Origin of the sequence: Devosia salina (assembly GCF_019504385.1) — a bacterium.
GTDB classification, from domain to species: Bacteria; Pseudomonadota; Alphaproteobacteria; order Rhizobiales; family Devosiaceae; genus Devosia; species Devosia salina.
Window position 1 is genome coordinate 2,904,764 of sequence record NZ_CP080590.1, and the last position, 19,786, is coordinate 2,924,549.

Genomic DNA, 19,786 nt, shown 5'->3' on the forward strand with positions numbered 1-19,786 from the left:
CCCAATCGACGGCGACAAGGAGATCGGACTATTTTCCCGCCTATGTCCAGACCCTCTTCCCGCTCCGCGCTCTATCGGCTCATCGAAGCCGGTCAACTCGCGCACAAGGCGCTGCTGGTGCCCGTGGTCGAGAAGGGTCTCGAACCGGGCGACGATGCGGTGCTGTTCGTGCTCGGTCGTTCCGGCACCACCGAGGCCGAGTTGGCCGAGGAACTGGGACTGACTGCAGACATGCTGTCCGCCCGCATCGAACGCCTGGCCAGCCGCGATTTCATCACCCGCCAGGCCGTCGGCCCCGAACTCGAACCGGGCCTGGCACTGACCGAACGAGGGGTGCGCATCCGCAACGCCCTCGCGGATCACTGGGCGCAGCTCGAAGAGGCCCTGATGGGTGAGCTCAAGCCCAAGCAGCGCAAGAAGTTTGCCGAAGCGCTCGGCCGCTTCGTGGACCTGCTGCGCTTCTGATCACACGGCCGCTTTCCTTAAGGTTCTGTTCAGCTTGGGTTCATGCGCAATGCGCTTTTGTGGGGTCAAGGCATCGATGCCACCCATAGGGAAAGGACCTCTCCCATGACCCTCAGGAAAAAACTCATCACCGCCGGCCTTGCGACCATGGCCGTCATCGCCACCACCATGGCCGCCTCGGCTGCGCCGGCCGTTGCCTCCGGCAATGTCAATGTGCGCTCCGGCCCCGGCACCGGCTTCCGCGTGGTCGATACCCTGCGCCGCGGGGAAGTTGTCGACGTGCAATATTGCCGCGGCAGCTGGTGCTTCGTGGAAAAGCGCGGTCCGGATGGCTGGGTCTCGGCCAATTATCTGCGCAGCGGCCGCCCCAGCTGGGACGACGACTGGGATCACGGATGGGACGATGGCTGGAACCGCCCGCGCCCGCCTCGTCCCCCACATTGGGACCCGAACCCGCCACGCCCGCCGCATTGGGATCCGCACCCCCGCCCGCGGCCGAACTATCCCGGCAATTCGCACGGCAGCATCTGCTTCAACGGCCCCAACGGCTATTTCTGCATCGGCAACTGAGCGCCGACCATTCAGCAAACGCCGCCCTTCGGGGCGGCGTTTTTCATCGTTCTGTCAGCTGCCCAGCTCGCCGCCGGGTATTGCTTCTTCGGCAACCTTGGGCACGCGCCTACTGCGCTCGCGGGCCATCACCACCAGTCCCGCCGCCACAATGACGCCGGCACCGAACAGGGATACCGGATCAATCCATTGCCCGAAAACCACAATGCTGAGCACGATGGCCCAGGGCAGTGAGAAATAGTTGAACGGCTGCAGGACGCTGGCCGGGGCCATGGTCAATGCGATCGTCATCAGCCCGTGGCCGGCGCAGGTGGTCGCCATCACCATCACGACCAGGGCGAAATCACCCCACCCCATGGGTTGCCAGAAGAACACGCCGACACCGCCCGAAAGGACCAGGCCAACCAGCGCCGCATAGGTCATGCTGGTCGCCGCGCTGTCGATGGCCGCCACCTTCCGGGTCACGACGATATAAAGCGCATAGAGCGAGGCCGAAGCCAGCGCAAAGCCGACGCCCCAGTCGAGCGGCACGCCCCCTGGCCGCATTATGATCAGCGCACCGACAAATCCCGCCAGCACTGCGGCAAAGCGGAACACGCCGACCTGTTCGCCCAGGATGGGAATGGCAAACACCGTCACCAGCAGCGGATAGACGATGACAATGGCCTGCAATTCCCCCAGCGGCACCGATTTCAGCGCCAGCGCGAAAAACCAGATATCGGCCATCAGCAGCACGCCGCGCAGGATCTGCAGCCTGGGCGTGCGTGATCGCAGGGCCTGGCGCAATGGCGCCTGCCGCGCCACCAGGAACAGCGCGAAGGCCGCAAAGCCCCAATAGCGCATCATGGTGATCTGAAACGGCGAATAGTCCTGCACCAGTATCTTGGCGATGGCGTCCTGAACGCCGAAAACGCCGATGGTGATCAGGGTGAGTATGATGGCGCGCCCGACCTGGTCGGGACGCGAAGCACCGGCAATCGCGGACATGGAAACACTCGAATCGAAACGCCCCGCAAACCTGGCGGGGCGCCTCAAACCTATGCGAACGCGCCCGGTTTGAAAATCGGGCCTTCGACCGCTCAGCTTTTTGACATGGCGGACTTGATCAGGCCGGCAATGGCGGTCAGCAAGCCGCCGCCAATCAGGCCGGTCGCTCCCTGGCCGGCCAAGGCCCCCAGGTCGAGAGATCCTGCCGAACCAGCCGCACCGGTGGCTGCACCCACCAGTGAATCCAGTCCGGGAATCATGCCGGCAAGCCAGGTTCCGGCAAGCCCCCCAATCGCACCGACAAGCGAATTGCCGGCTGTTCCGAGATTGAGCTGCTTTGCCAATTGGCCGATGACGTTGCCTCCGGCGCCGCCGGCGATCAACTGCACCAGAATGGGCACGATGACGTCCATGCTAGTCCCCCTTCTTTTTGTGCGGAACCTCCCGCTCCGCAACGCTGTCAGGCTACGCTTGTTTCGGGGTGGGGCAAAGCCCCAAAGCCTGCTGCCAGGGACTGTCAACCCGCTCGCCTATGCCCGGCTATCACGCAAGCCTGATTGATGCCGCCCCCCGTTCCGGCCTATGGTCCGCCCGATGTCCAAGACGAACAAATCCCTTTCGAATCGGCCCGCTTCGGTCGCCCTCGTCACCGGGGCTGGCGACCGCATCGGCGCGGCGATCGCATCGGCGCTCGCACGGGCGGGCCACGGTGTCATTATCCACTATCGTTCGGATGCCGAAGGCGCCCGGGCACTGCGGTCTCGCATCCGCGCCGAGGGAGGCCGGGCCGAAATCCTGAAGGCAGATCTGGCGAGCCGGGCCCAGCGCAGGACGCTGGTCGCGCGCGCCGCGGCACTGCTCGGCCCGCTCACCGTCCTTGTCAACAACGCCTCGACTTTCGAACCGGATAGCGCCCAGGATATCGACGAAACCCTGTGGGACGCGCACTTCGCCGTGCACGCCGAAGCGCCGGTCTTTCTTGCCCGCGACTTCGCCGCCCAGCTTCCGGCCAACGTCAACGGCAATATCGTCAATATCATCGACGAGCGCGTGCTGAGCCCAAGCCCGGCTTATTTCAGCTATTTTCTCTCCAAGGCCGCCCTCTGGACCGCCACCCAGACGCTGGCGCAATCGCTGGCGCCGGCCATCCGCGTCAATGCCATCGGCCCCGGCCCGGTCCTGCCCCATGCGCGCCAGTCTCAGGCCGAGTTCGATCAATCTGTCGACAACCTGCCGCTCAAGCGGCATGCCGACCCCGAGGCCATCGCCCAGGGGGTCCTCAACATCCTTTCAATGCCCTCCTTCACAGGCCAGATGCTGGCTCTCGATGGCGGCCAGCATCTGAGCTACCCCGCCCGTCGCGGGCCCACGCCACGATCATGACCGAGACCACCGCCTCGCCCCCCTCCGGCCCGGAGGTCATCCGCGCTTTCGTCCGCACCCTCCCCGCGGCCCCCGGCGTCTATCGTATGCTCGATGCCGAAGGTGGCGTGATCTATGTGGGCAAGGCGCGCAGCCTCAAGGCGCGTGTCACCAATTACACCCGCCCTGAGGGCCTGCCGGTCCGCATCCAGCGCATGATCGCCGCGACCGTCTCAATGGAATTCGTGCGCACCGAGACCGAATCCGAAGCGCTGCTGCTCGAAGCCAACCTCATCAAGCGGATGAAGCCGCGCTTCAACGTCCTGCTGCGCGACGACAAGAGCTTTCCCTATATCCTGATCGCCACCGACCACGAGGCACCCGAACTCACCAAGCATCGCGGCTCGCGCCGGCGCCAGGGCCACTATTTCGGCCCCTTTGCCTCTGCGGTCGCCGTCAGCCGCACCATTGCCAGCCTGCAAAAGGCCTTCCTCTTGCGCAATTGCTCGGACAGCTTCTACGCCGCCCGCACCCGCCCGTGCCTGCAATACCAGATCAAGCGCTGCGCCGGTCCCTGCACCCGCGAGATCAGCCTGGAAGGCTATGCCGAGCTGGTCGAAGACGCCCGCCAGTTTCTGTCTGGAAAATCCGACGCCGTGCGCAGTCATCTCCAGGCCGACATGAACAAGGCCGCCGAGGACCTCGATTTCGAGCGCGCCGCCCTGATCCGCGACCGTCTCTCTGCTCTGGCCCTTGTCCAGTCCCAGGGTGACGCAACGGCCCGCTCGGTGGAAGAAGCCGACGTCTTCGCCATCCACCACGAGGGCGGGCAGTTCTGCGTACAGGTCTTCTTCTTCCGAGCCTTCCAGAACTGGGGCAATCATGCCTTCCGCCCCAAGGCCGATGACAGTCTCACCGATGCCGAAGTGCTCGAGGCCTTCATCGTGCAGTTCTACGAGGATCGCACGCCGCCCAGGCTCGTTCTCCTGAGCCACGAGATGACCGAACCGACGCTGATCGAGGAAGCGCTCTCCTCGCGCGCAGGTCGCAAGGTCCGCATCGAGGTGCCCCAGCGCGGCGAAAAGCGCGACTTGGTCAATCACGCCCTCAACAACGCCCGCGAAGCCCTTGGTCGCCAGCTGGCCGAAGGCGCGTCCAACCGCACCCTGCTTGAAGGCGTGGCCGAGACCTTCGGCCTCGAAGACGTGCCGCGCCGCATCGAGGTCTATGACAACTCGCACATTTCCGGCACCAACATGGTCGGCGCCATGGTCGTTGCGGGCGAGGAAGGCTTCTCCAAGAAGCACTACCGCACCTTCAACATCAAGTCGGACATCTCCGCCGGCGACGATTTCGGCATGATGCGCGAAGTGCTGACGCGCCGCTTCTCGCGCCTCGCCACCGAAAGCGAAACCGACGCCGAAGACGAGCAGACCGGCATGCCCGATTGGCCCGACGTGGTTTTCATCGACGGGGGCGCCGGCCAGCTCAATGCCGTGCGCGAGGTCATTGCCGAACTGAACCTGCCACGCGAAGTGACCTTCATCGGCATCGCCAAGGGTGAAGAGCGCGACGCGGGCCGCGAAAAGTTCTTCATGGAAGGCAAGGACGCCTTCATGCTGCCGCACCGCGATCCTGTTCTCTACTATGTCCAGCGCCTGCGCGACGAAGCCCACCGCTTCGCCATCGGCACCCACCGCGCCCGCCGCAAAAAGGACGTGGTCAAGAATCCGCTCGACGAGATCGAGGGCATCGGCCCGGCCCGCAAGCGCGCCCTGCTCCACCATTTCGGCTCCGCCAAGGCCGTCTCCCGCGCCTCCCTCGCCGACCTCGAAGCCGTGCCGACGATCTCCAAGGCCATGGCGCAGCTGATCTACGATCATTTCAACCGCAGCGGCTGATGCCGGGCTGGCTCTAGCGCATTGAAAGGCCTACACTCTCTCCGCTCCAGGGGAGGAGGTCACGATGTTGCATGCAGTTCCTGTCGAGGATCGGCCCGCGCTCGAACCCGGAGTCGTTGCCGCCAGTGTCTACGCCAATGGCCAGCGCCTGGCCGATATCGATGTTGATGACGCCGGCGCTTGGGCGACCCGCCCCGGCCACGTCGTCTGGATCGGCCTTCTGGAACCCAGCGAAGCACTTCTTGCCCGTGTTCAGAGGCAGTTCGGCCTGCATGAACTGGCCATCGAGGATGCCCGCAAGGCTCATCAGCGGCCCAAACTCGAGCAATATGGCGACTGCGTCTTCATTGTGGCGCGCACCGCCCACATGGTCGATGGCCGCATCAGCTTCGGCGAAACGCATATCTTCGTGGGCAAGGGCTACATCGTCTCGGTCCGGCATGGCGCCTCGACTTCCTATGCCCCCGTGCGCCAGCGCGCTGAATCCTGCCCCACGGTCCTGTCGCATGGCGAGGACTACATCCTCTATGCCCTGCTCGACTTCATCGTCGACAACTACATGCCGGTGCTCGAAACGGTGAACGCCGAAGTCGAAGAGGTGGAAGACAAGGTCGTGGCCGGTGAACTGGGCCAGTCCGAGGTCATGCGCCTCTACATGCTGCGTCGCGACCTACTGCGCCTGCGCAACGCCGCTTCGGCCCTGGTCGACGTCTGCCGCCGGGTGCAGCGGGTCGAAGTCCGGCCCATCGAAGCCTCCATGCAACCCCTCTTCCGCGACGTCACCGACCATATCCATCGTGTCCAGGACGAGATCGACGCTCTGCGCGAAGTGCTGGCCTTCGCCTTTGAAGCCTCGATGATGGCGGGGCAAGTGCAGCAGACCCACATTTCGCGCCGCCTCGCCGCCTGGGCGGCCATTCTGGCTGTCCCCACCGCCGTCGCCGGCATCTACGGCATGAATTTCGAGTTCATGCCCGAGCTCAAGTGGCAATACGGCTACGTCGTTGTTCTCGGGGCCGTCACCACCATCTGCCTCACCCTCTACTATCGCCTGCGCAAAAGCGGCTGGCTCTAACGATCCTTCGTCCACCATCGAAAAAGTGTCGAACCTGCCAGGTCTCGTTCGTCGCTCTGGCATCCCCCACAGGAGAGATACCGATGAAATTCATCACCATGGTCAAGACGCTCAATCCCGAAGTGGCCACCAATCCGCCTGCCGAACTGATGGGCGCGATCGTCCAGCTCGGCATGGAGGCCGGCGCCAAGATGACCGAGACCGGCGGCATGGCTCTGGCCGGCACCGTCACCACCCGCAAGGGCCAGATGGTCACCGATGGTCCCTTTGCCGAGGCCAAGGAAATGGTCGGCGGCTACGCGGTCTACGAGCTCGACAGCGACGCCGAAATCGTCAACTGGACGGAGCGCTTTGTCGACCTGCACCGGAAGTACTGGCCCGAATGGGACGGCGAGGTGACCATCCTGCAGCTCCAGCAGTTCAACATGGCCGGCTGAGCGTAAAGCCGCACACATAACGAAGAATCGGCTAGCTTCCCTGTCCCAAGGGGAGCGCCACCGATGGCACCGATCATCTCAGCCGCTGGCGTGGGCAAGACCTTTCGCCAGCTCAAGCGCCAGTCCGGCTTCGGCGGCGCCATAAAGAGCCTGTTCTCGCGCGACTATACGGAAATCCGCGCCGTCGCCGGCGTTTCCTTTGCCATTGAGCCGGGCGAGGCCGTCGGCTATCTCGGCCCCAATGGCGCTGGCAAATCGACCATGATCAAGATGATGACCGGCATCCTCACCCCCAGTGCCGGCACGCTCTCGGTCCTGGGCCGTGAACCACATGCCCATCGCATGACCAATGCCGCCGAGATCGGTGTCGTTTTCGGCCAGCGCAGCCAGCTCTGGTGGGACCTGCCGGTGCGCGACAGCTACGATCTCAATCGCCACATCTACGACATCCCCGAGGCCCGCTTCGGCGACAACCTCGCCTATCTCACCACCATGCTGGACATGGCATCCTTTCTCGATCGCCCCGTGCGCCAGCTCAGCCTCGGCCAGCGCATGCGCGCCGAGATCGCCATGGCGCTGCTGCACGACCCAAAAATCCTGTTTCTCGACGAACCTACGATCGGTCTCGACGTGGTCGCCAAGGATGCGGTGCGAAAATTTCTCTCCGAGATCAATCGCGACCGCGGCACCACCATCATCCTCACCACTCACGACCTCGTGGACATCGAGGAAATCTGCCCCCGCCTCATCATGGTCGACGATGGCAAGCTGCTGTTCGACGGCGAGTTGAAACGTCTGCGCGCCAGCCTCGGCTCGCGCCGCCGCCTGACACTGGAATTCGCCACCGATCCCGGCCCGATCACGCTGACCACCGCCACCCTGGCGGCCGATGACGGCGCGGCCAAACACTTCATCCTGGAGGACGAAGCCGTCTCGCTTATCGACGTCCTCAACGAAGTCGGCCGCGGACACGGTCTGCAGGACGTCAAGCTTGAAGAGCCCGACATCGAGGAGGTCATCCGCACCTTCTACCAGAACAAGCCGAACCTCGCCGGGCCGGCGTCATGAGACTGAGCGCCTATCCCGCCTTCACCGCCACTGCATTCCAGTCCCGGCTGGCCTATCGCAATCAGGTCTGGTCGGGCGTGTTCGGTGAACTGGTGGCGACCTTCGCCTTCATCGCCGTCTGGACCGCGGCCTTCGCCAGCACCGGCAGTGTCGATGGGGTCACGCTGCCCGACATGGTCACCTATGTGCTGATCGCCGGCCCCTTGCTGCATTGGAACACCACACCCTTCATCCGCGATGTCGGCGAGGCCATTCGCACCGGCAATGTCACCGCTTACCTGCTCAAGCCGCTGCACTATCCCGGATTGCTGCTGTTCAACCAATTGGGCAACAGCGCCTTCGAGCAGCTCACCATCACCCTGCCGGTCCTCGTCATCGTCGCCCTGACCGTCGGCCTGCTGCCGCCTGCCGGCGCCGCCCATGCGATGCTGTTTCTTCTCTATTGGGCGATCTCCTGGGTCATGCTGTTCCTGATCGCAACGATCATCGGCCTCTTGGCCTTCTGGGTTCTTACGGCCTTCGCGCTCGACTGGTTCCTGCGCGGCATCATGGCCGTCGCCTCCGGCGCCATCGTGCCGCTCTGGTTCATGCCGGCGCCACTGGCTGCCGTCCTCGGCAAGCTCCCCTTTGCCTGGGTCAGCTATTATCCCAGCGCGGTCTATCTGGGAAAACTCGACCTTCCCGCGGCGCTCCTGCATCTGGGGCTGGGCCTTGTCTGGCTGGTCGTGCTGGGCGGCTTCCTCGCCTGGCTCTGGTCCCGCGCCCGCCATCGGCTCATCGTGCAGGGAGGCTGAACATGCTCCACTATCTGCGCGTCCTGCCCCATCTCGTCGGCATCCATGTACGCACGCATATGCAGTATCGCGGCGCGCTCTTCATCGGCTGGGTGGCCCAGGCCATTGGCTATGCCGGCACCTATGCCTCCATTGCCCTGATCATCACCCGCTTCGAAAACCTGGGCGGATGGAACTGGACCGAGATGGCCCTGCTGCTGGCCTTCCACCTTCTCGCCTATGCCCTGGGCGCCTCGCTCAGTTTCGTGCAGTTCCGCGACATGGAGGAGAAAGTCCGGCTCGGCACCTTCGACGCCATTCTCGTCAAGCCCATCGGCCCCTGGACCTTCCTCGCCTTTTCCGGCCTCAATATCGAATATGCCGGCCACATAGGCCTCGCCATTGCGCTCATGACCTGGTCGCTGGGCAGCCTCGGGCTCGACTGGAGCCCCGGCCTCATCGCCTATTTCGCCGCCGCCCTAATCAGCGCCGCCATGCTCACGGCCGCGCTCATGACCATGATCGGCGCCACCGCCCTTGTCTGGGTCCGCTCGCGGCACCTGTTCGCGATCTTCTTCGGCTTCTGGGAACTGGCGCGCTATCCGCTCAATATCTTCCCCGTGCCCCTGCAGGTGATGATGATCACCTTCGCACCGCTCGGCTTCCTCGCATTCATCCCCACCGCCGTGGCCCTGGGCAAGCCCGTGCCCATCCTGGGCGATTGGGCCGGGCCCGCTTCCCTCGCCATCGGACCGCTCTTCGTGCTCGTCGCCATGGCCCATTGGCGCCACTGCCTGCGCAATTACCAGGGCGCCGGCGGCTAACATTGGCGCACAAGTGATCGGCAAGGTGCCATTGCCCGGCAACTCGCCGCCGCATGGCCCGTTCTCCTTGCACAGCATCAAGGAGCGCCACCATGACAGACCGCAACAACGAGACCCTCTCGCCCCAGGAGGCGATCGACCGCATCTGGGACCTCGCCGACAAGATCGACATCTGCATGCTCACCACCTGGGACGGTAGCCAGCAGCGCAGCCGCCCCATGTCGGCCCGCGTCCGCCGCGATGAGCACGCCATCTATTTCCTCACCGACCTGGAAGGCCACAAGCTGACCGAGATCGAGAATTACCCGCATGTCTCCCTCGCCTGGGCCGACAATGGCGGCCACAAATATGTGGTCATTGCCGGGGAAGCGGAGATTTCCGACAACCGCGCCAAAATCGAGGAGCTCTGGAGCAAGTTCGACAAGGCCTGGTGGGACGATGCCAGCGATCCATCCATTCGCCTGCTCAAGGTCGTTCCCGACGACGGCGAGGTCTGGGATAGCCCCAACATGCTTGTCTCTGCTGCCAAGATGCTCACCGCCGCCGCCACCAGCGCCAAGCCCGACATGGGCGATACCGGCAAGGCGCGGCTCTAATTACAACCACCGTGCCGTCCTCGGGCCTGACCCGGGGGCCACTCACAACGCAAGGGGTTTGGCAGCAGGCTCTCGGGTCAAACCCGAGGGCGGAACCGTGTCAGCCGCCAAACCCAACCACCCCTACCAAAGTGGGGACTCGACAGTCCCCCAATCCTCGGCTAGCTTCACGCCCATGATCAACGCAGCGACCTTTTATTGGTACTTTAGCTATCCGCTCCCGGCGGAGGCTATTGCGCGCGTGTGATCTGACCCCAGAAAAGACCACCAAATCGCAAGCCAGCCGCCCGACTTCCGAGGCGGCTTTTTTGTTGGCCCCTCGCGTCACAAAACCCGAGGACCGACGAAATGCTCAAATCCACCGACGACCTGCGCATCACCGAAATAAAGCCGCTGCCCACCCCCATCGAGGTGATGCGCACTCATCCCCGCACCGATGCCGCCACCCGCACCGTCATTGCTGCCCGCCACGACGTCCACAATATCCTGGCCGGTCGGGACGATCGCCTCGCCGTCGTTGTCGGCCCCTGCTCCATCCATGACCCCAAGGCGGCGATGGACTATGCCAACCGCCTCGTCGCCCTGCGCGAAGAACTGGGTGACCGGCTCGAGATCATCATGCGCGTCTATTTCGAAAAGCCCCGCACCACCGTGGGCTGGAAGGGCCTGATCAACGATCCCGATCTCGATGGCAGCTTCAACATCACCCAGGGTCTGCACACCGCCCGCACCCTGTTGCTCGACATCGCCAATCTGGGCCTGCCTGCGGCCTGCGAGTTCCTGGACATGACGACCCCGCAATATATCGCCGATCTCGTTTCCTGGGCCGCGATCGGTGCGCGCACCACCGAAAGCCAGATTCACCGCGAGCTGGCATCCGGCCTCTCCTGCCCGGTCGGCTTCAAGAACGGCACCGATGGCAATGTAAAGATCGCGCTGGACGCCGTGCTCTCGGCGTCCCAGCCGCATCATTTCATGGCCGTCACCAAGGACGGACGCTCTGCCATTGCCGCCACGACTGGCAACGAGGACTGTCACATCATCCTCCGGGGCGGCAAGACCACGAATTACGATGCCGCCAGCGTCGAGGCTGCCGCCCAGGCCGCCATCAAGGCCGGCGTGAATCCGGCCATCATGATCGATGCCAGCCACGCCAATTCCTCCAAGAAGCCCGAGCTTCAGCCGCAGGTGCTCGCCGATATCGGCTCGCAGTTGGCCAATGGCGACAAACGTATCGTCGGCGTCATGGTCGAATCCAATCTCGTGGCCGGCCGTCAGGACCTCGTCCTCGGCCAGGAGCTGGTCTATGGCCAGTCCATCACCGATGGCTGCATCGACTGGGACACCACGGTCACTGCCCTCCGCCATCTCGCCGACGCCGTCGAAAAGCGCCGCGAAGTGAACAAGAAGGCGGTGGCATAGGCCACCCCACCCTCGGTCCCTCCCCATCAAGGGGAGGGAGGCGCAGGACTGAGGCGCCAGTGTTCATCGTCTCCCTCCCCCATGTGGGGAGGGAAGTGAGATAGGACTTGGCTCGCGAAGTCCGTTGAATCGAGCAGGGTGGGGGTGCGCAATTTCCCAACCAATCCCGGCCTCGGACAATCCCTCACCCGTCTCCGGACTCGCGCGCCCCACCCTCTCCCAATTGAGAGATGGAAAGAGGTCCTTGACCCCTCCCCCGCCGTGCTGTTCTCTCGCGCCATGAACCGGAACCCACTCTTCCTCGTCCCCAATATCATCACTATCGCCCGCATCGCGGCGATCATCCCGATCGCGGCCCTGGTAATGTCCGGTGCTCCGGCGGCGCGTTCGGTGGCGCTGTTTCTCTATATCGCCGCCGCCGTCAGCGACTGGGTCGATGGCTATCTCGCCCGGGCGTGGAACCAGTATTCCGATCTCGGGCGCATGCTCGATCCCATCGCTGACAAGATTCTCGTCATCATCCTCATAGCCGTGCTCGCCTGGGACCGCAGCCTGTCTGCGCTCGACCTGATACCTGCTATCGCCATCCTCTTCCGCGAGACCTTCATTCCGGGCCTGCGCGAATTCCTCGGCAACAAGACCGTGGTGCTGCCCGTCACCCGGCTCGCCAAGTGGAAGACCACCATCCAGCTCGTGGCACTGGGCCTCGTCCTCGCCGAAGCCATCGTCCCCGGCCTCGCGCTCGCGTCGGACGTTGTCCTCTGGATCGCGGGCGCCATCACCCTCTGGACCGGTTGGGCCTATCTCCGCGCCTCCTGGCCGCATCTGTCGGGCATCGGCAAATGAAGGTGCTCTACTTCGCCTGGCTGCGCGAGCGCCTCAACCGCGCCAGCGACGAGGTCTCACCGCCACCCGAAATCGTCACCCTGGCCGACCTCGTGACCTGGCTCCGCGCCCGGGACGAAGCGCTGGACCTCGCCATGTCCAACCCGGCTATCTTCAAGCTCTCGCGCGATGCGCGCATCGTCCCCTGGGACACCCCCATCGCGGGCGCCCGCGAAGTCGCCATCCTGCCGCCCATGACCGGCGGCTGACATGATCCGCGTCACCACAGACCCCTTCGACCCCGGCACCGAGGCCAATGCCTTCCAGGCCGCCCATACCGGGGCCGGCGCCATGGTGACTTTTACCGGCATCGTCCGCTCGAAGCCCGAAGACCCGATCACCGCCCTGATCCTCGAATGCTATCCCGAACTGGCCGAGAATGAGCTTGCGGCCATGACCGACACGGCGAGCGCCCGCTTCGGTCTCATCGATGCCCAGGTCATCCACCGCTATGGACGCCTTGTGCCGGGCGAAACCATCATGATGGTGGCCACGCTCGCCCCCCACCGCCAGGCTGCTTTCGACGGCGCCCAGTTCCTCATGGACTATCTGAAAACCGGCGCGCCGTTCTGGAAGCAGGAAGAGACGCCGAACGGATTGCGTTGGGTTGAGGCAAAATCACAAGACGACGCGGCACGGGAGCGGTGGAGCCGGTAAGGCCCCCTCACCCGCCGGCTTGCGACAAACCCCAACAGAAAAGGCCGGGCATCCCTGCCCGGCCTTCTCAAACGCAAAACCAGCGAAACTTATTCCGCTGCCGCCGCCTTCTTGGGCTGCACCGCCGCCGAATAGGCGTCGATCAGCGTGCGGCAGGCGTCGCCCGGGGTGAACTTGTACTCCCCGATCAGCGACACCGGCGTCACCTCGGCCGCCGTGCCGGTGAGGAAGCATTCGTCAAACTCGCTCAGCTCCTCGGGCATGATGTGCCGCTCGGTGACGGTGAAGCCGTTCTCCTTGGCCAGAGCGATCAGCGTCTGCCGCGTGATGCCGTTGAGGAAGCAATCCGGCGTCGGCGTCGTGATCTCCTTGCCCTTGACGAAGAACACATTGGCGCCGGTGGCTTCCGCCACATAGCCGCGATAATCCAGCATCAGGGCATCGGCAAAGCCATTGGCCATGGCCGCGTCTTTCGAGAGCGTGCAGATCATGTAGAGACCCGCAGCCTTTGCCGAGGACGGAATGGTCTCGGGGCTCGGACGCTTCCACTTGCTCCATTCGAGGCGAATGCCCTTGAGCTTTTCCTCGACCGAGAAATAGCTCGGCCACACCCAGGCGGCGATGGCCACATGGATCTTGTTCTTGCGGGCAGGAACGCTGAGCTCCTCCGAACCGCGCCAGGCGACGGGGCGGACATAGGCGTCCACCAGATTGTTCTTCTCGAGCACCAATTGCTTGGCCGCCTCGATTTCGTCGACCGAATAGGGGAAGGGCTTCATGTCGAGCGTCGCCGCCGAGCGGATCAGCCGCTCGGTATGTTCGCGGGACTTGAAGATTTCCCCACCATAGGCGCGCTCGCCCTCGAATACGGAACTGGCATAGTGCAGCCCGTGCGTCAGCACGTGCACCTTCGCGTCCTTCCAGGGTTTGAGTTCGCCATCAAACCAGATCCAGCCATCGCGCTGGTCCATGGGCAGGCCTGCCATTGTTCCTCTCCGAAAATCCGTGCTGGCGCCGTTCTTGCTGAACCGACCGTTTCGTCAATCATGCCTCAGGGTCATACCCTTGGCAAACCGGAATGGCTTTGGGATAAGACGAAACGGCGGCGCCGATGGAGGGACCATGCCAGCGGACAAAAAAAATGTCAACATGGCTGACATAAATTCTCTGGCAGGATCGACAAGCCTTCCGCTCGACATCATGGGCCTGTTCTTTTTCGCCTATCGCGACTTCACCGGCGACGCCGACGCGCTGCTGGAGCGGCAAGGGTTCGGCCGCGCCCATCACCGGGTCCTCTATTTCGTCAATCTGCGTCCCGGCATGCCGGTGGCGGACCTGCTCGATATTCTCAAGATCACCAAACAGAGCCTGGCCCGGGTGCTGCGCCAGCTCATCGACAATGGCTATATCGAGCAGCGCACCGGCCATGCCGACCGCCGCCAGCGCCTTTTGCATGCCACCGACAAGGGCCGGCAGTTCTTCGCCCAGCTCTCGGCGACCCAGGCCAGCCGCATCGACGGGGCCATCGAGGCCATGCCGCCCGAAGCCGCCCGCATCGTCCGCCAGTTCCTGGTCGGCATGGTTGACCCAGCCGATCGGCCGGTGCTGGACCGGCTCAACCTGACTGCTAAACTCTAACCCGGACACCCGGTGCCCGAACACTGAACGACCATCACCCGAGACCGCAATCTGGGCAGATTGAATCGTGACAGCCATGGCCGTGCCGCACCCCAAAAGACTGGACCAGCAACAGGTTTTGGACCTGCTTGCCCTGGCCGAACGGCACATCAAGGCAGACCGGCTCGCCGCCGCCGCGGCCCACTACCGCCAGGTGTTGAGCGAACCCATACTCGACGCCCTGCCCGCCGCCCGCACGGAGGCGCAGGCCAATTTCGGCGCCCTGCTGTTGCATGCTGCGCGCATCGACCCGGGCGGGGCGGAGGTGCACCAGCAACTCGAACAGGCCATCGAACTGCTCGGAAATGCCCGGACGGGCTATCAGTCTGGCGAGGGCGCGGGCAATGCAGCGGTCACCAGCACCAATCTGGCGCTGGCCTATTTCGAGCGGCACCGCCTGGCAGGCGATGATGCCGACCTGATGTCAGCCCATGTCGCGCTCGACGGCGCCGAAGCCGCCGCCACCGACGATCCGGAAACCCGCGACTGGATCCGCTCTGTCCGCGACATACTGCTCGAGCATGTGGACCGGCGCCGGACCCCGCGCTGATCCCATCCCTCCCGATCAGGCGCGACCCAGTTCCTCGCTGCGCTGGCGTGCGGCATCCACCGCCCGCGCCATCAGCGGCGCGAGGCCGTCATCGGCCATCAGCACCGAAAGCGCAGCCGCCGTGGTGCCATTGGGCGAGGTCACGTTCTGCCGGAGCACGCTGGCCGGGGCCGGATCGGCCTCCATCAGAGCCGCCGCGCCGATCACCGTCTGCCGTGCCAGCTGCATCGCCACATGGTCCGACAGACCTTGTGCAACGCCCGCAGCGGCCAGCGCTTCAACGAGGTTGAAGACGTAGGCCGGGCCTGAGCCGGAGACCGCCGTCACCGCATCGAGATCGCTTTCAGCATCGAACCAGGACACCTGCCCCGCCGCCGCCAGCAGCGCATCGGCCACCGCGCGATCATCAGCATCGACCCCGGGACCAGCGACAGCGCCGGTAACACCCTTGCCGATCTGTGCAGGCGTATTGGGCATGGTGCGCACCACACGCCCGGTCTCCAGCCCCGCCGACAGGGTCGCAATCGAAATCCCGGCCGCAATGGACAGCACGAGCGTCTGCGGACCAACGGCCTGTTTCAGCCCTTCCATCACATCGCCGATAATCTGCGGCTTGACCGCCAGCACCAGCACATTGGGGGTCAGCCCAACCGCCTCGGCATGAATGGTGAGGCCATAATCCTCGGCCAGGTCCTTCGCCGCCTCGCCCGGCGCCGGATCGACCAGCACCAGATTGGTCGGTGCCAGGCCGGCATCGAGCCAGCCGCGCGCTAGCGCCATGCCCATCTTGCCGGCGCCCACCAGCATGACGGGTCCGACAGTCCTCAGATTTGCAGTCATATCAAGCTTCGCCTACCGTCTCGAACATCACATGGCTCAGTGCGTCGGCGGCCGACTTGCCGGCCCACACCACGAACTGGAATGCCTGATAGTAGAGATCGCAACTATCGGTAGCAGAACGCAACAGGGCCTCGCATTGTTGCGGCGAAACATCGGCCCCACCCGTGAGCAGGTGCGAATTGCGGAACAGGACCACGCCTTCCTTGTTCCAGATGTCGAAATGGCCGATCCAGAGCTGCTCGTTGATCAGGCTGATCAGCTGCTTGATCTCGGCCCGGCGCCCGTCGGGTACCTTGAGGTCGAACGCACAGGCGATGTGCAGGCTTTCCAGATCCTCCATCCAGTTGAACGACACGTGATAGTCGCTCCACCCGCCACGGACGGAAATGGAAATCTCGTCGGCATCCTGCCGCTCGAAAGTCCAGTCGTTGATCGATGCGATGTGCTCGACAAGGTCCACCGGATGGGACACGCGGTCGGGCTCATATTCAATCAGGGACATGCAAAAAGTCCGTCCTCAAAAGGCGTTGGTCGTTGGTGCGGCCTTGGGCCACCAATCTCTGGATACGCTGGAGGAACACAATCGCCGCAACTGCAGCCGTCGAATCGTCCTCCGGATCGAACCCTACACCGCGTCTCTGATTCAGGGGACGCGAGGGAAAGGGAGAACGTCATTTCCTTGTGGATGATGATCGCGAGCTTATGGTTAACGGAGCCTTAACGCCTGTGCCGAATTGAGGCTTTTCCACCTCTCGGGAGGTCCCTAGCCCAGGCTCTCCGGCCCCGCCCAGCCATAGCGGATCGCTTCGCCCCATTGGGGGAAGCCATTGTCCTCGGCCAAGCGGGCCGCCGCCTCGGTGTCATAGGGCACGCCGATCAGTGCCGTCCGCCACTGGCCCAGCCGCCGCTCGATGATGGCATAATGCGCATCCGGGGTGCCGCGCACCAATTGCATCCCCACCGAGCCGGGATTGAGGATCAGCCGGCCGTCGCTGAGGCGCAGCGTCCGGGCGATATGGGTGTGCCCGCAAAGGATGACCTTGTGGGCAATTCCCACCGCCTCGCGCGCCACCTCCGCCTCCGAGGGCAGGGTCGTGGTGCGGCCATCGTAGAAATTGTCGAGCCATGCGGCCTCGTCGTCCCCCGGCGTGCCGTGGCACAGGAACACCGCCGTGCCAAGCGCTGCCGTCGCCGGCAGGCTGCCCAGCCACTCGAGCTGCGCCGCGCCGAGCCGTTCGCGCGCGAAGCGGTCGGACGACCAGGGGTCTGTGCGGGTGTCCGCCTCCAGCACCCAGCGATCATGATTGCCGCGAATGCACGTCGCCCCCAGCGCCATGATCCGCTCGGCCGCCCCGGCCGGGTCGATCGGCCCACTGACATGGTCGCCAAGGCATACCACCGCCTCGACGCCCTGGCGCGATATGTCGTCCAGCACGGCGTCGAGCGCCGGCACATTGCCGTGAACGTCGGAGAGGACCGCGATCCGCAAGGCGTCAGGCCTTCATGACGACGTCAGGCCGCCGGCTTGTCGCCGCGCAGCGCCGCCAGTTCCTTGCGCAGCGCCTCGATTTCCTCGCCCTGCACCTGCACCAGTTCGCGCAGCGCGTCGAAATCCTCGCGCTTGACCAGATCCATGTCGTTGACGATCCGCTGCGCCTGGGACTTGACGACTGTCTCCACCTCGCGCCGCACCCCATCGGCCACCCCGGCCGCCTCGTTCATCACCCGGCCCAGCCCGTCAAAAATCCGGTTGTTCTGGTTCATGGCCTCATCCATTTCATACGTTTCGTCCAGTTGCTTCGATATGTAGGCGAAGGGCTCCCGCTTGACCAGTGCGGCCAAAGGGCATCGGGCTCAGGACGGCAGCTTTGGGGCGCTCTGATCGCGCTTGACGGCATAGATCTGGATTGGTGCCTCGGGCGGGCTCAACTGCACCAGCCAGGGCCAGGACAAACCATCGAAATCCGGCAGGCCGGCCAGGGCCTGGCTGGGCGGGATGCCGCGACAGAACACGAGATAGTCTATGTCCCTCTCTTCCACGACCGAACGGGCTTCGGCCTCTCCGTCACGGAAGAACCGCACCATGTCCCGCAGGCCCGCTTCATTGCGGTGATAGCCAGAAGAGACCACGGTATGCGGGGTCTCAAGCAGGAGCTGTGGACCGATCAGCAGAAAGGACATCAAATGCCCGCGAGGCAGTGCAGCCAGCGGCGCGAACGCCGAGCGCTCGAGGCACGCATTCCAGTGATCCGTGACCGAACTGGACTGTGCAGGCCCGGATGCGGCATAGGCCAGGCTGAAGAAGGCCCAATGCGCCGGGCCCATGAATGCCACGACGGCGAGGACGACTGAGACCGCTGATCGTAGGGTTCGGCGCTGGCGGAACCATGCCTGGGCATGCACGACAATCCATGCCGGGCCTGGCAATAGCGCGATGCTGAGCAGGCGGAATCCTCGGATCTGCAGGCAAAACACCGCGAACAGGGCCAGGGAGAAACCGCCCAGAACAAGCCATCGCCACCTCTGCTCCGCCGGAACCAGCAGCGGCACCAAAAATAGCGTAGCCATGCCGAGGAAGGGCGTGATCAACAGGGCGGTCTGTGGCCGCAGGCCGTCAGCCCAGGCCCACAGCGGCTGCGCCTCGCCGATATCGGGCATGAGGATTTTGGCCACATCGGGGTCGAGGTTTCCATAGGGGCCATACCGGCACTCGGGGAACAACCAGACCAAGGCCAGCACGAGCGCTGCCGCCAGCGCACTCAGCGCCACGACCCGAGCGGCCGGGTGACGGAGAAGTGGCATCATCAGCGTGGCCACCAGGGCCGCCACTCCAAATCCGGCGCCGGCCACCACATAGGTGATCGAAAGGGCGTCACAGGCCGGCTCCAGCCAGCCCCAGGGAGACTTGCTGGCCATCAGGTGTAGGCACAAGCCCAGGGAGAAGCTCGCCGCAACAGCCAGCAAATGCGCCTTGTTCCGCCGCGGATCAACCGCCCAATATAGCGCAAAGCAGATCAGCACAGCAGCAACCGAGGGCAGGATTTCAGTCCCGATAGCCACGCCCGTGGCCGCCAATGCCCCAGCTCCAAGGGCCCACCCCACGCTGCTGCGCCCCAGAAGGCTGGCTATGATCATCCCCAGCGTGAGGGCGATCTGGACATTGTGGTGGTCGACCCGTCCGGGGATGAACTCGGTATAGACGGCCAGCGTCATCGTCAGAAGCACCAGGGCGGGCAGGCGCGCAGCCGGTCCGGCCACGATCTCGGCCAGCTTCGATACCAGGGCAACAACAACCAGCAAAACCAGTAACGGCCAGGCGAACGCCGCCCAATAAGGCGCCATGTCATGCGCAAACGGCCTCGCCAGCGCCATCAGCGCGACCAGTGGGGCATCGATCAGCCTCGACCAGTGCATCGGCGCACCGAACGGCGCATTGTCGCGATATTGGGTGGTGTCGAACCAGGACTGGCCGTTGAACAGATCGATCGCTTCGACCAGTCGCATGGCATCGTCGCCGGTGACACCAGGAGGCACCCCGGTCTTGAGGGTGGGAAGGCTGAGCGCAAATGCCAGCACCGCCCAGACCAAGACGATCTGGGGCCAGTTCCAGGCAATCCGGTTCATCTGCCTTCCCCGCGTTTCGATAGGCTTGAACCCAATGATAGGAAACGCGCGTTAAGCTGAATTGAAACCCGGC

The 19,786-nt window shown here is 64.3% G+C and carries 24 protein-coding genes; 16 read left to right on the plus strand and 8 right to left on the minus strand.

What is annotated here, in order from left to right; all coding sequences use genetic code 11:
- Positions 1-42 precede the first annotated feature (42 nt).
- A complete protein-coding gene (locus K1X15_RS14230) occupies positions 43-465 on the plus strand; it encodes a MarR family winged helix-turn-helix transcriptional regulator (RefSeq protein ID WP_220304276.1) in 423 nt (140 codons plus the stop codon).
- Between the two features lie 105 nt (positions 466-570).
- A complete protein-coding gene (locus K1X15_RS14235) occupies positions 571-1,035 on the plus strand; it encodes an SH3 domain-containing protein (RefSeq protein WP_240549498.1) in 465 nt (154 codons plus the stop codon).
- Positions 1,036-1,089: 54 nt separating this feature from the next.
- On the opposite strand, the gene K1X15_RS14240 is transcribed toward K1X15_RS14235, so the two are convergent.
- A complete protein-coding gene (locus tag K1X15_RS14240) occupies positions 1,090-2,022 on the minus strand; it encodes a DMT family transporter (protein ID WP_220304277.1) in 933 nt (310 codons plus the stop codon).
- A 92-nt stretch (positions 2,023-2,114) separates the two neighbouring features.
- On the minus strand, positions 2,115-2,435 hold the full coding sequence (locus K1X15_RS14245; RefSeq protein ID WP_220304278.1) for a hypothetical protein: 321 nt from the start codon (positions 2,433-2,435) through the stop codon (positions 2,115-2,117).
- Between the two features lie 181 nt (positions 2,436-2,616).
- Between K1X15_RS14245 and K1X15_RS14250 the strand changes: the two genes are divergently transcribed.
- From K1X15_RS14250 to K1X15_RS14305, 12 genes are all read left to right on the plus strand, one after another.
- The gene (locus K1X15_RS14250) at positions 2,617-3,405 is read left to right on the plus strand and encodes an SDR family oxidoreductase (protein WP_220304279.1); all 789 of its coding nucleotides are present in this window, start codon (positions 2,617-2,619) and stop codon (positions 3,403-3,405) included.
- Positions 3,402-5,285, plus strand: a complete 1,884-nt coding sequence (gene uvrC, locus K1X15_RS14255) for an excinuclease ABC subunit UvrC (RefSeq protein WP_220304280.1) — start codon at positions 3,402-3,404, stop codon at positions 5,283-5,285. The genes K1X15_RS14250 and uvrC overlap by 4 nt, the downstream gene beginning before the upstream one ends.
- Before the next feature lie 64 nt (positions 5,286-5,349).
- On the plus strand, positions 5,350-6,360 hold the full coding sequence (gene corA, locus K1X15_RS14260) for a magnesium/cobalt transporter CorA (RefSeq protein ID WP_220304281.1): 1,011 nt from the start codon (positions 5,350-5,352) through the stop codon (positions 6,358-6,360).
- An 83-nt stretch (positions 6,361-6,443) separates the two neighbouring features.
- Positions 6,444-6,797 carry a YciI family protein gene (locus tag K1X15_RS14265; protein WP_220304282.1) on the plus strand — a complete coding sequence of 118 codons (354 nt, stop codon included), beginning with the start codon at positions 6,444-6,446 and terminating at the stop codon, positions 6,795-6,797.
- Positions 6,798-6,860: 63 nt separating this feature from the next.
- The gene (locus K1X15_RS14270) at positions 6,861-7,865 is read left to right on the plus strand and encodes an ABC transporter ATP-binding protein (protein WP_220304283.1); all 1,005 of its coding nucleotides are present in this window, start codon (positions 6,861-6,863) and stop codon (positions 7,863-7,865) included.
- Positions 7,862-8,659 (plus strand): ABC transporter permease, encoded by a 798-nt coding sequence (locus K1X15_RS14275; protein WP_220304284.1) that lies wholly within the window; start codon positions 7,862-7,864, stop codon positions 8,657-8,659. Before K1X15_RS14270 ends, K1X15_RS14275 begins: the two co-directional genes overlap by 4 nt.
- Before the next feature lie 2 nt (positions 8,660-8,661).
- Positions 8,662-9,462, plus strand: coding sequence for an ABC transporter permease (locus tag K1X15_RS14280; protein WP_220304285.1), 801 nt, complete (start codon positions 8,662-8,664; stop codon positions 9,460-9,462).
- Positions 9,463-9,554: 92 nt separating this feature from the next.
- Complete coding sequence (locus K1X15_RS14285) at positions 9,555-10,058, plus strand: pyridoxamine 5'-phosphate oxidase family protein (RefSeq protein ID WP_220304286.1); 504 nt, start codon at positions 9,555-9,557, stop codon at positions 10,056-10,058.
- Between the two features lie 348 nt (positions 10,059-10,406).
- The gene (locus K1X15_RS14290) at positions 10,407-11,480 is read left to right on the plus strand and encodes a 3-deoxy-7-phosphoheptulonate synthase (protein ID WP_220304287.1); all 1,074 of its coding nucleotides are present in this window, start codon (positions 10,407-10,409) and stop codon (positions 11,478-11,480) included.
- A gap of 279 nt (positions 11,481-11,759) precedes the next feature.
- A complete protein-coding gene (gene pgsA / locus K1X15_RS14295) occupies positions 11,760-12,326 on the plus strand; it encodes a CDP-diacylglycerol--glycerol-3-phosphate 3-phosphatidyltransferase (protein WP_220304288.1) in 567 nt (188 codons plus the stop codon).
- A complete protein-coding gene (locus tag K1X15_RS14300) occupies positions 12,323-12,574 on the plus strand; it encodes a MoaD/ThiS family protein (RefSeq protein ID WP_220304289.1) in 252 nt (83 codons plus the stop codon). The genes pgsA and K1X15_RS14300 overlap by 4 nt, the downstream gene beginning before the upstream one ends.
- A gap of 1 nt (position 12,575) precedes the next feature.
- Positions 12,576-13,022 (plus strand): molybdenum cofactor biosynthesis protein MoaE, encoded by a 447-nt coding sequence (locus K1X15_RS14305; RefSeq protein ID WP_220304290.1) that lies wholly within the window; start codon positions 12,576-12,578, stop codon positions 13,020-13,022.
- An 89-nt stretch (positions 13,023-13,111) separates the two neighbouring features.
- Here K1X15_RS14305 and K1X15_RS14310 read toward each other — a convergent pair whose 3' ends face one another.
- Positions 13,112-14,008 (minus strand): branched-chain amino acid aminotransferase, encoded by an 897-nt coding sequence (locus K1X15_RS14310; protein WP_220304291.1) that lies wholly within the window; start codon positions 14,006-14,008, stop codon positions 13,112-13,114.
- A 163-nt stretch (positions 14,009-14,171) separates the two neighbouring features.
- Here K1X15_RS14310 and K1X15_RS14315 point away from each other — a divergent pair, with 163 nt between their 5' ends.
- Both K1X15_RS14315 and K1X15_RS14320 read left to right on the plus strand, forming a co-directional pair.
- A complete protein-coding gene (locus K1X15_RS14315) occupies positions 14,172-14,660 on the plus strand; it encodes a MarR family winged helix-turn-helix transcriptional regulator (RefSeq protein ID WP_240549499.1) in 489 nt (162 codons plus the stop codon).
- 67 nt (positions 14,661-14,727) lie between these two features.
- Complete coding sequence (locus tag K1X15_RS14320; RefSeq protein WP_220304292.1) at positions 14,728-15,249, plus strand: hypothetical protein; 522 nt, start codon at positions 14,728-14,730, stop codon at positions 15,247-15,249.
- 15 nt (positions 15,250-15,264) lie between these two features.
- Here the strand turns inward: K1X15_RS14320 and proC are convergent, their stop codons facing one another.
- From proC to K1X15_RS14345, 5 genes are all read right to left on the minus strand, one after another.
- Positions 15,265-16,089, minus strand: coding sequence for a pyrroline-5-carboxylate reductase (gene proC / locus K1X15_RS14325; protein WP_220304293.1), 825 nt, complete (start codon positions 16,087-16,089; stop codon positions 15,265-15,267).
- 1 nt (position 16,090) lies between these two features.
- Entirely contained in the window at positions 16,091-16,591 is a 501-nt protein-coding gene (locus K1X15_RS14330) for a type III secretion system chaperone family protein (RefSeq protein ID WP_220304294.1), read from the minus strand.
- 261 nt (positions 16,592-16,852) lie between these two features.
- Positions 16,853-17,578 (minus strand): metallophosphoesterase family protein, encoded by a 726-nt coding sequence (locus tag K1X15_RS14335; protein ID WP_220304295.1) that lies wholly within the window; start codon positions 17,576-17,578, stop codon positions 16,853-16,855.
- A gap of 23 nt (positions 17,579-17,601) precedes the next feature.
- Positions 17,602-17,853: an accessory factor UbiK family protein gene (locus tag K1X15_RS14340; protein ID WP_220304296.1), complete on the minus strand. Its 252-nt coding sequence runs from the start codon at positions 17,851-17,853 to the stop codon at positions 17,602-17,604.
- A gap of 90 nt (positions 17,854-17,943) precedes the next feature.
- Positions 17,944-19,713, minus strand: coding sequence for a hypothetical protein (locus K1X15_RS14345; RefSeq protein WP_220304297.1), 1,770 nt, complete (start codon positions 19,711-19,713; stop codon positions 17,944-17,946).
- Positions 19,714-19,786 lie beyond the last annotated feature (73 nt).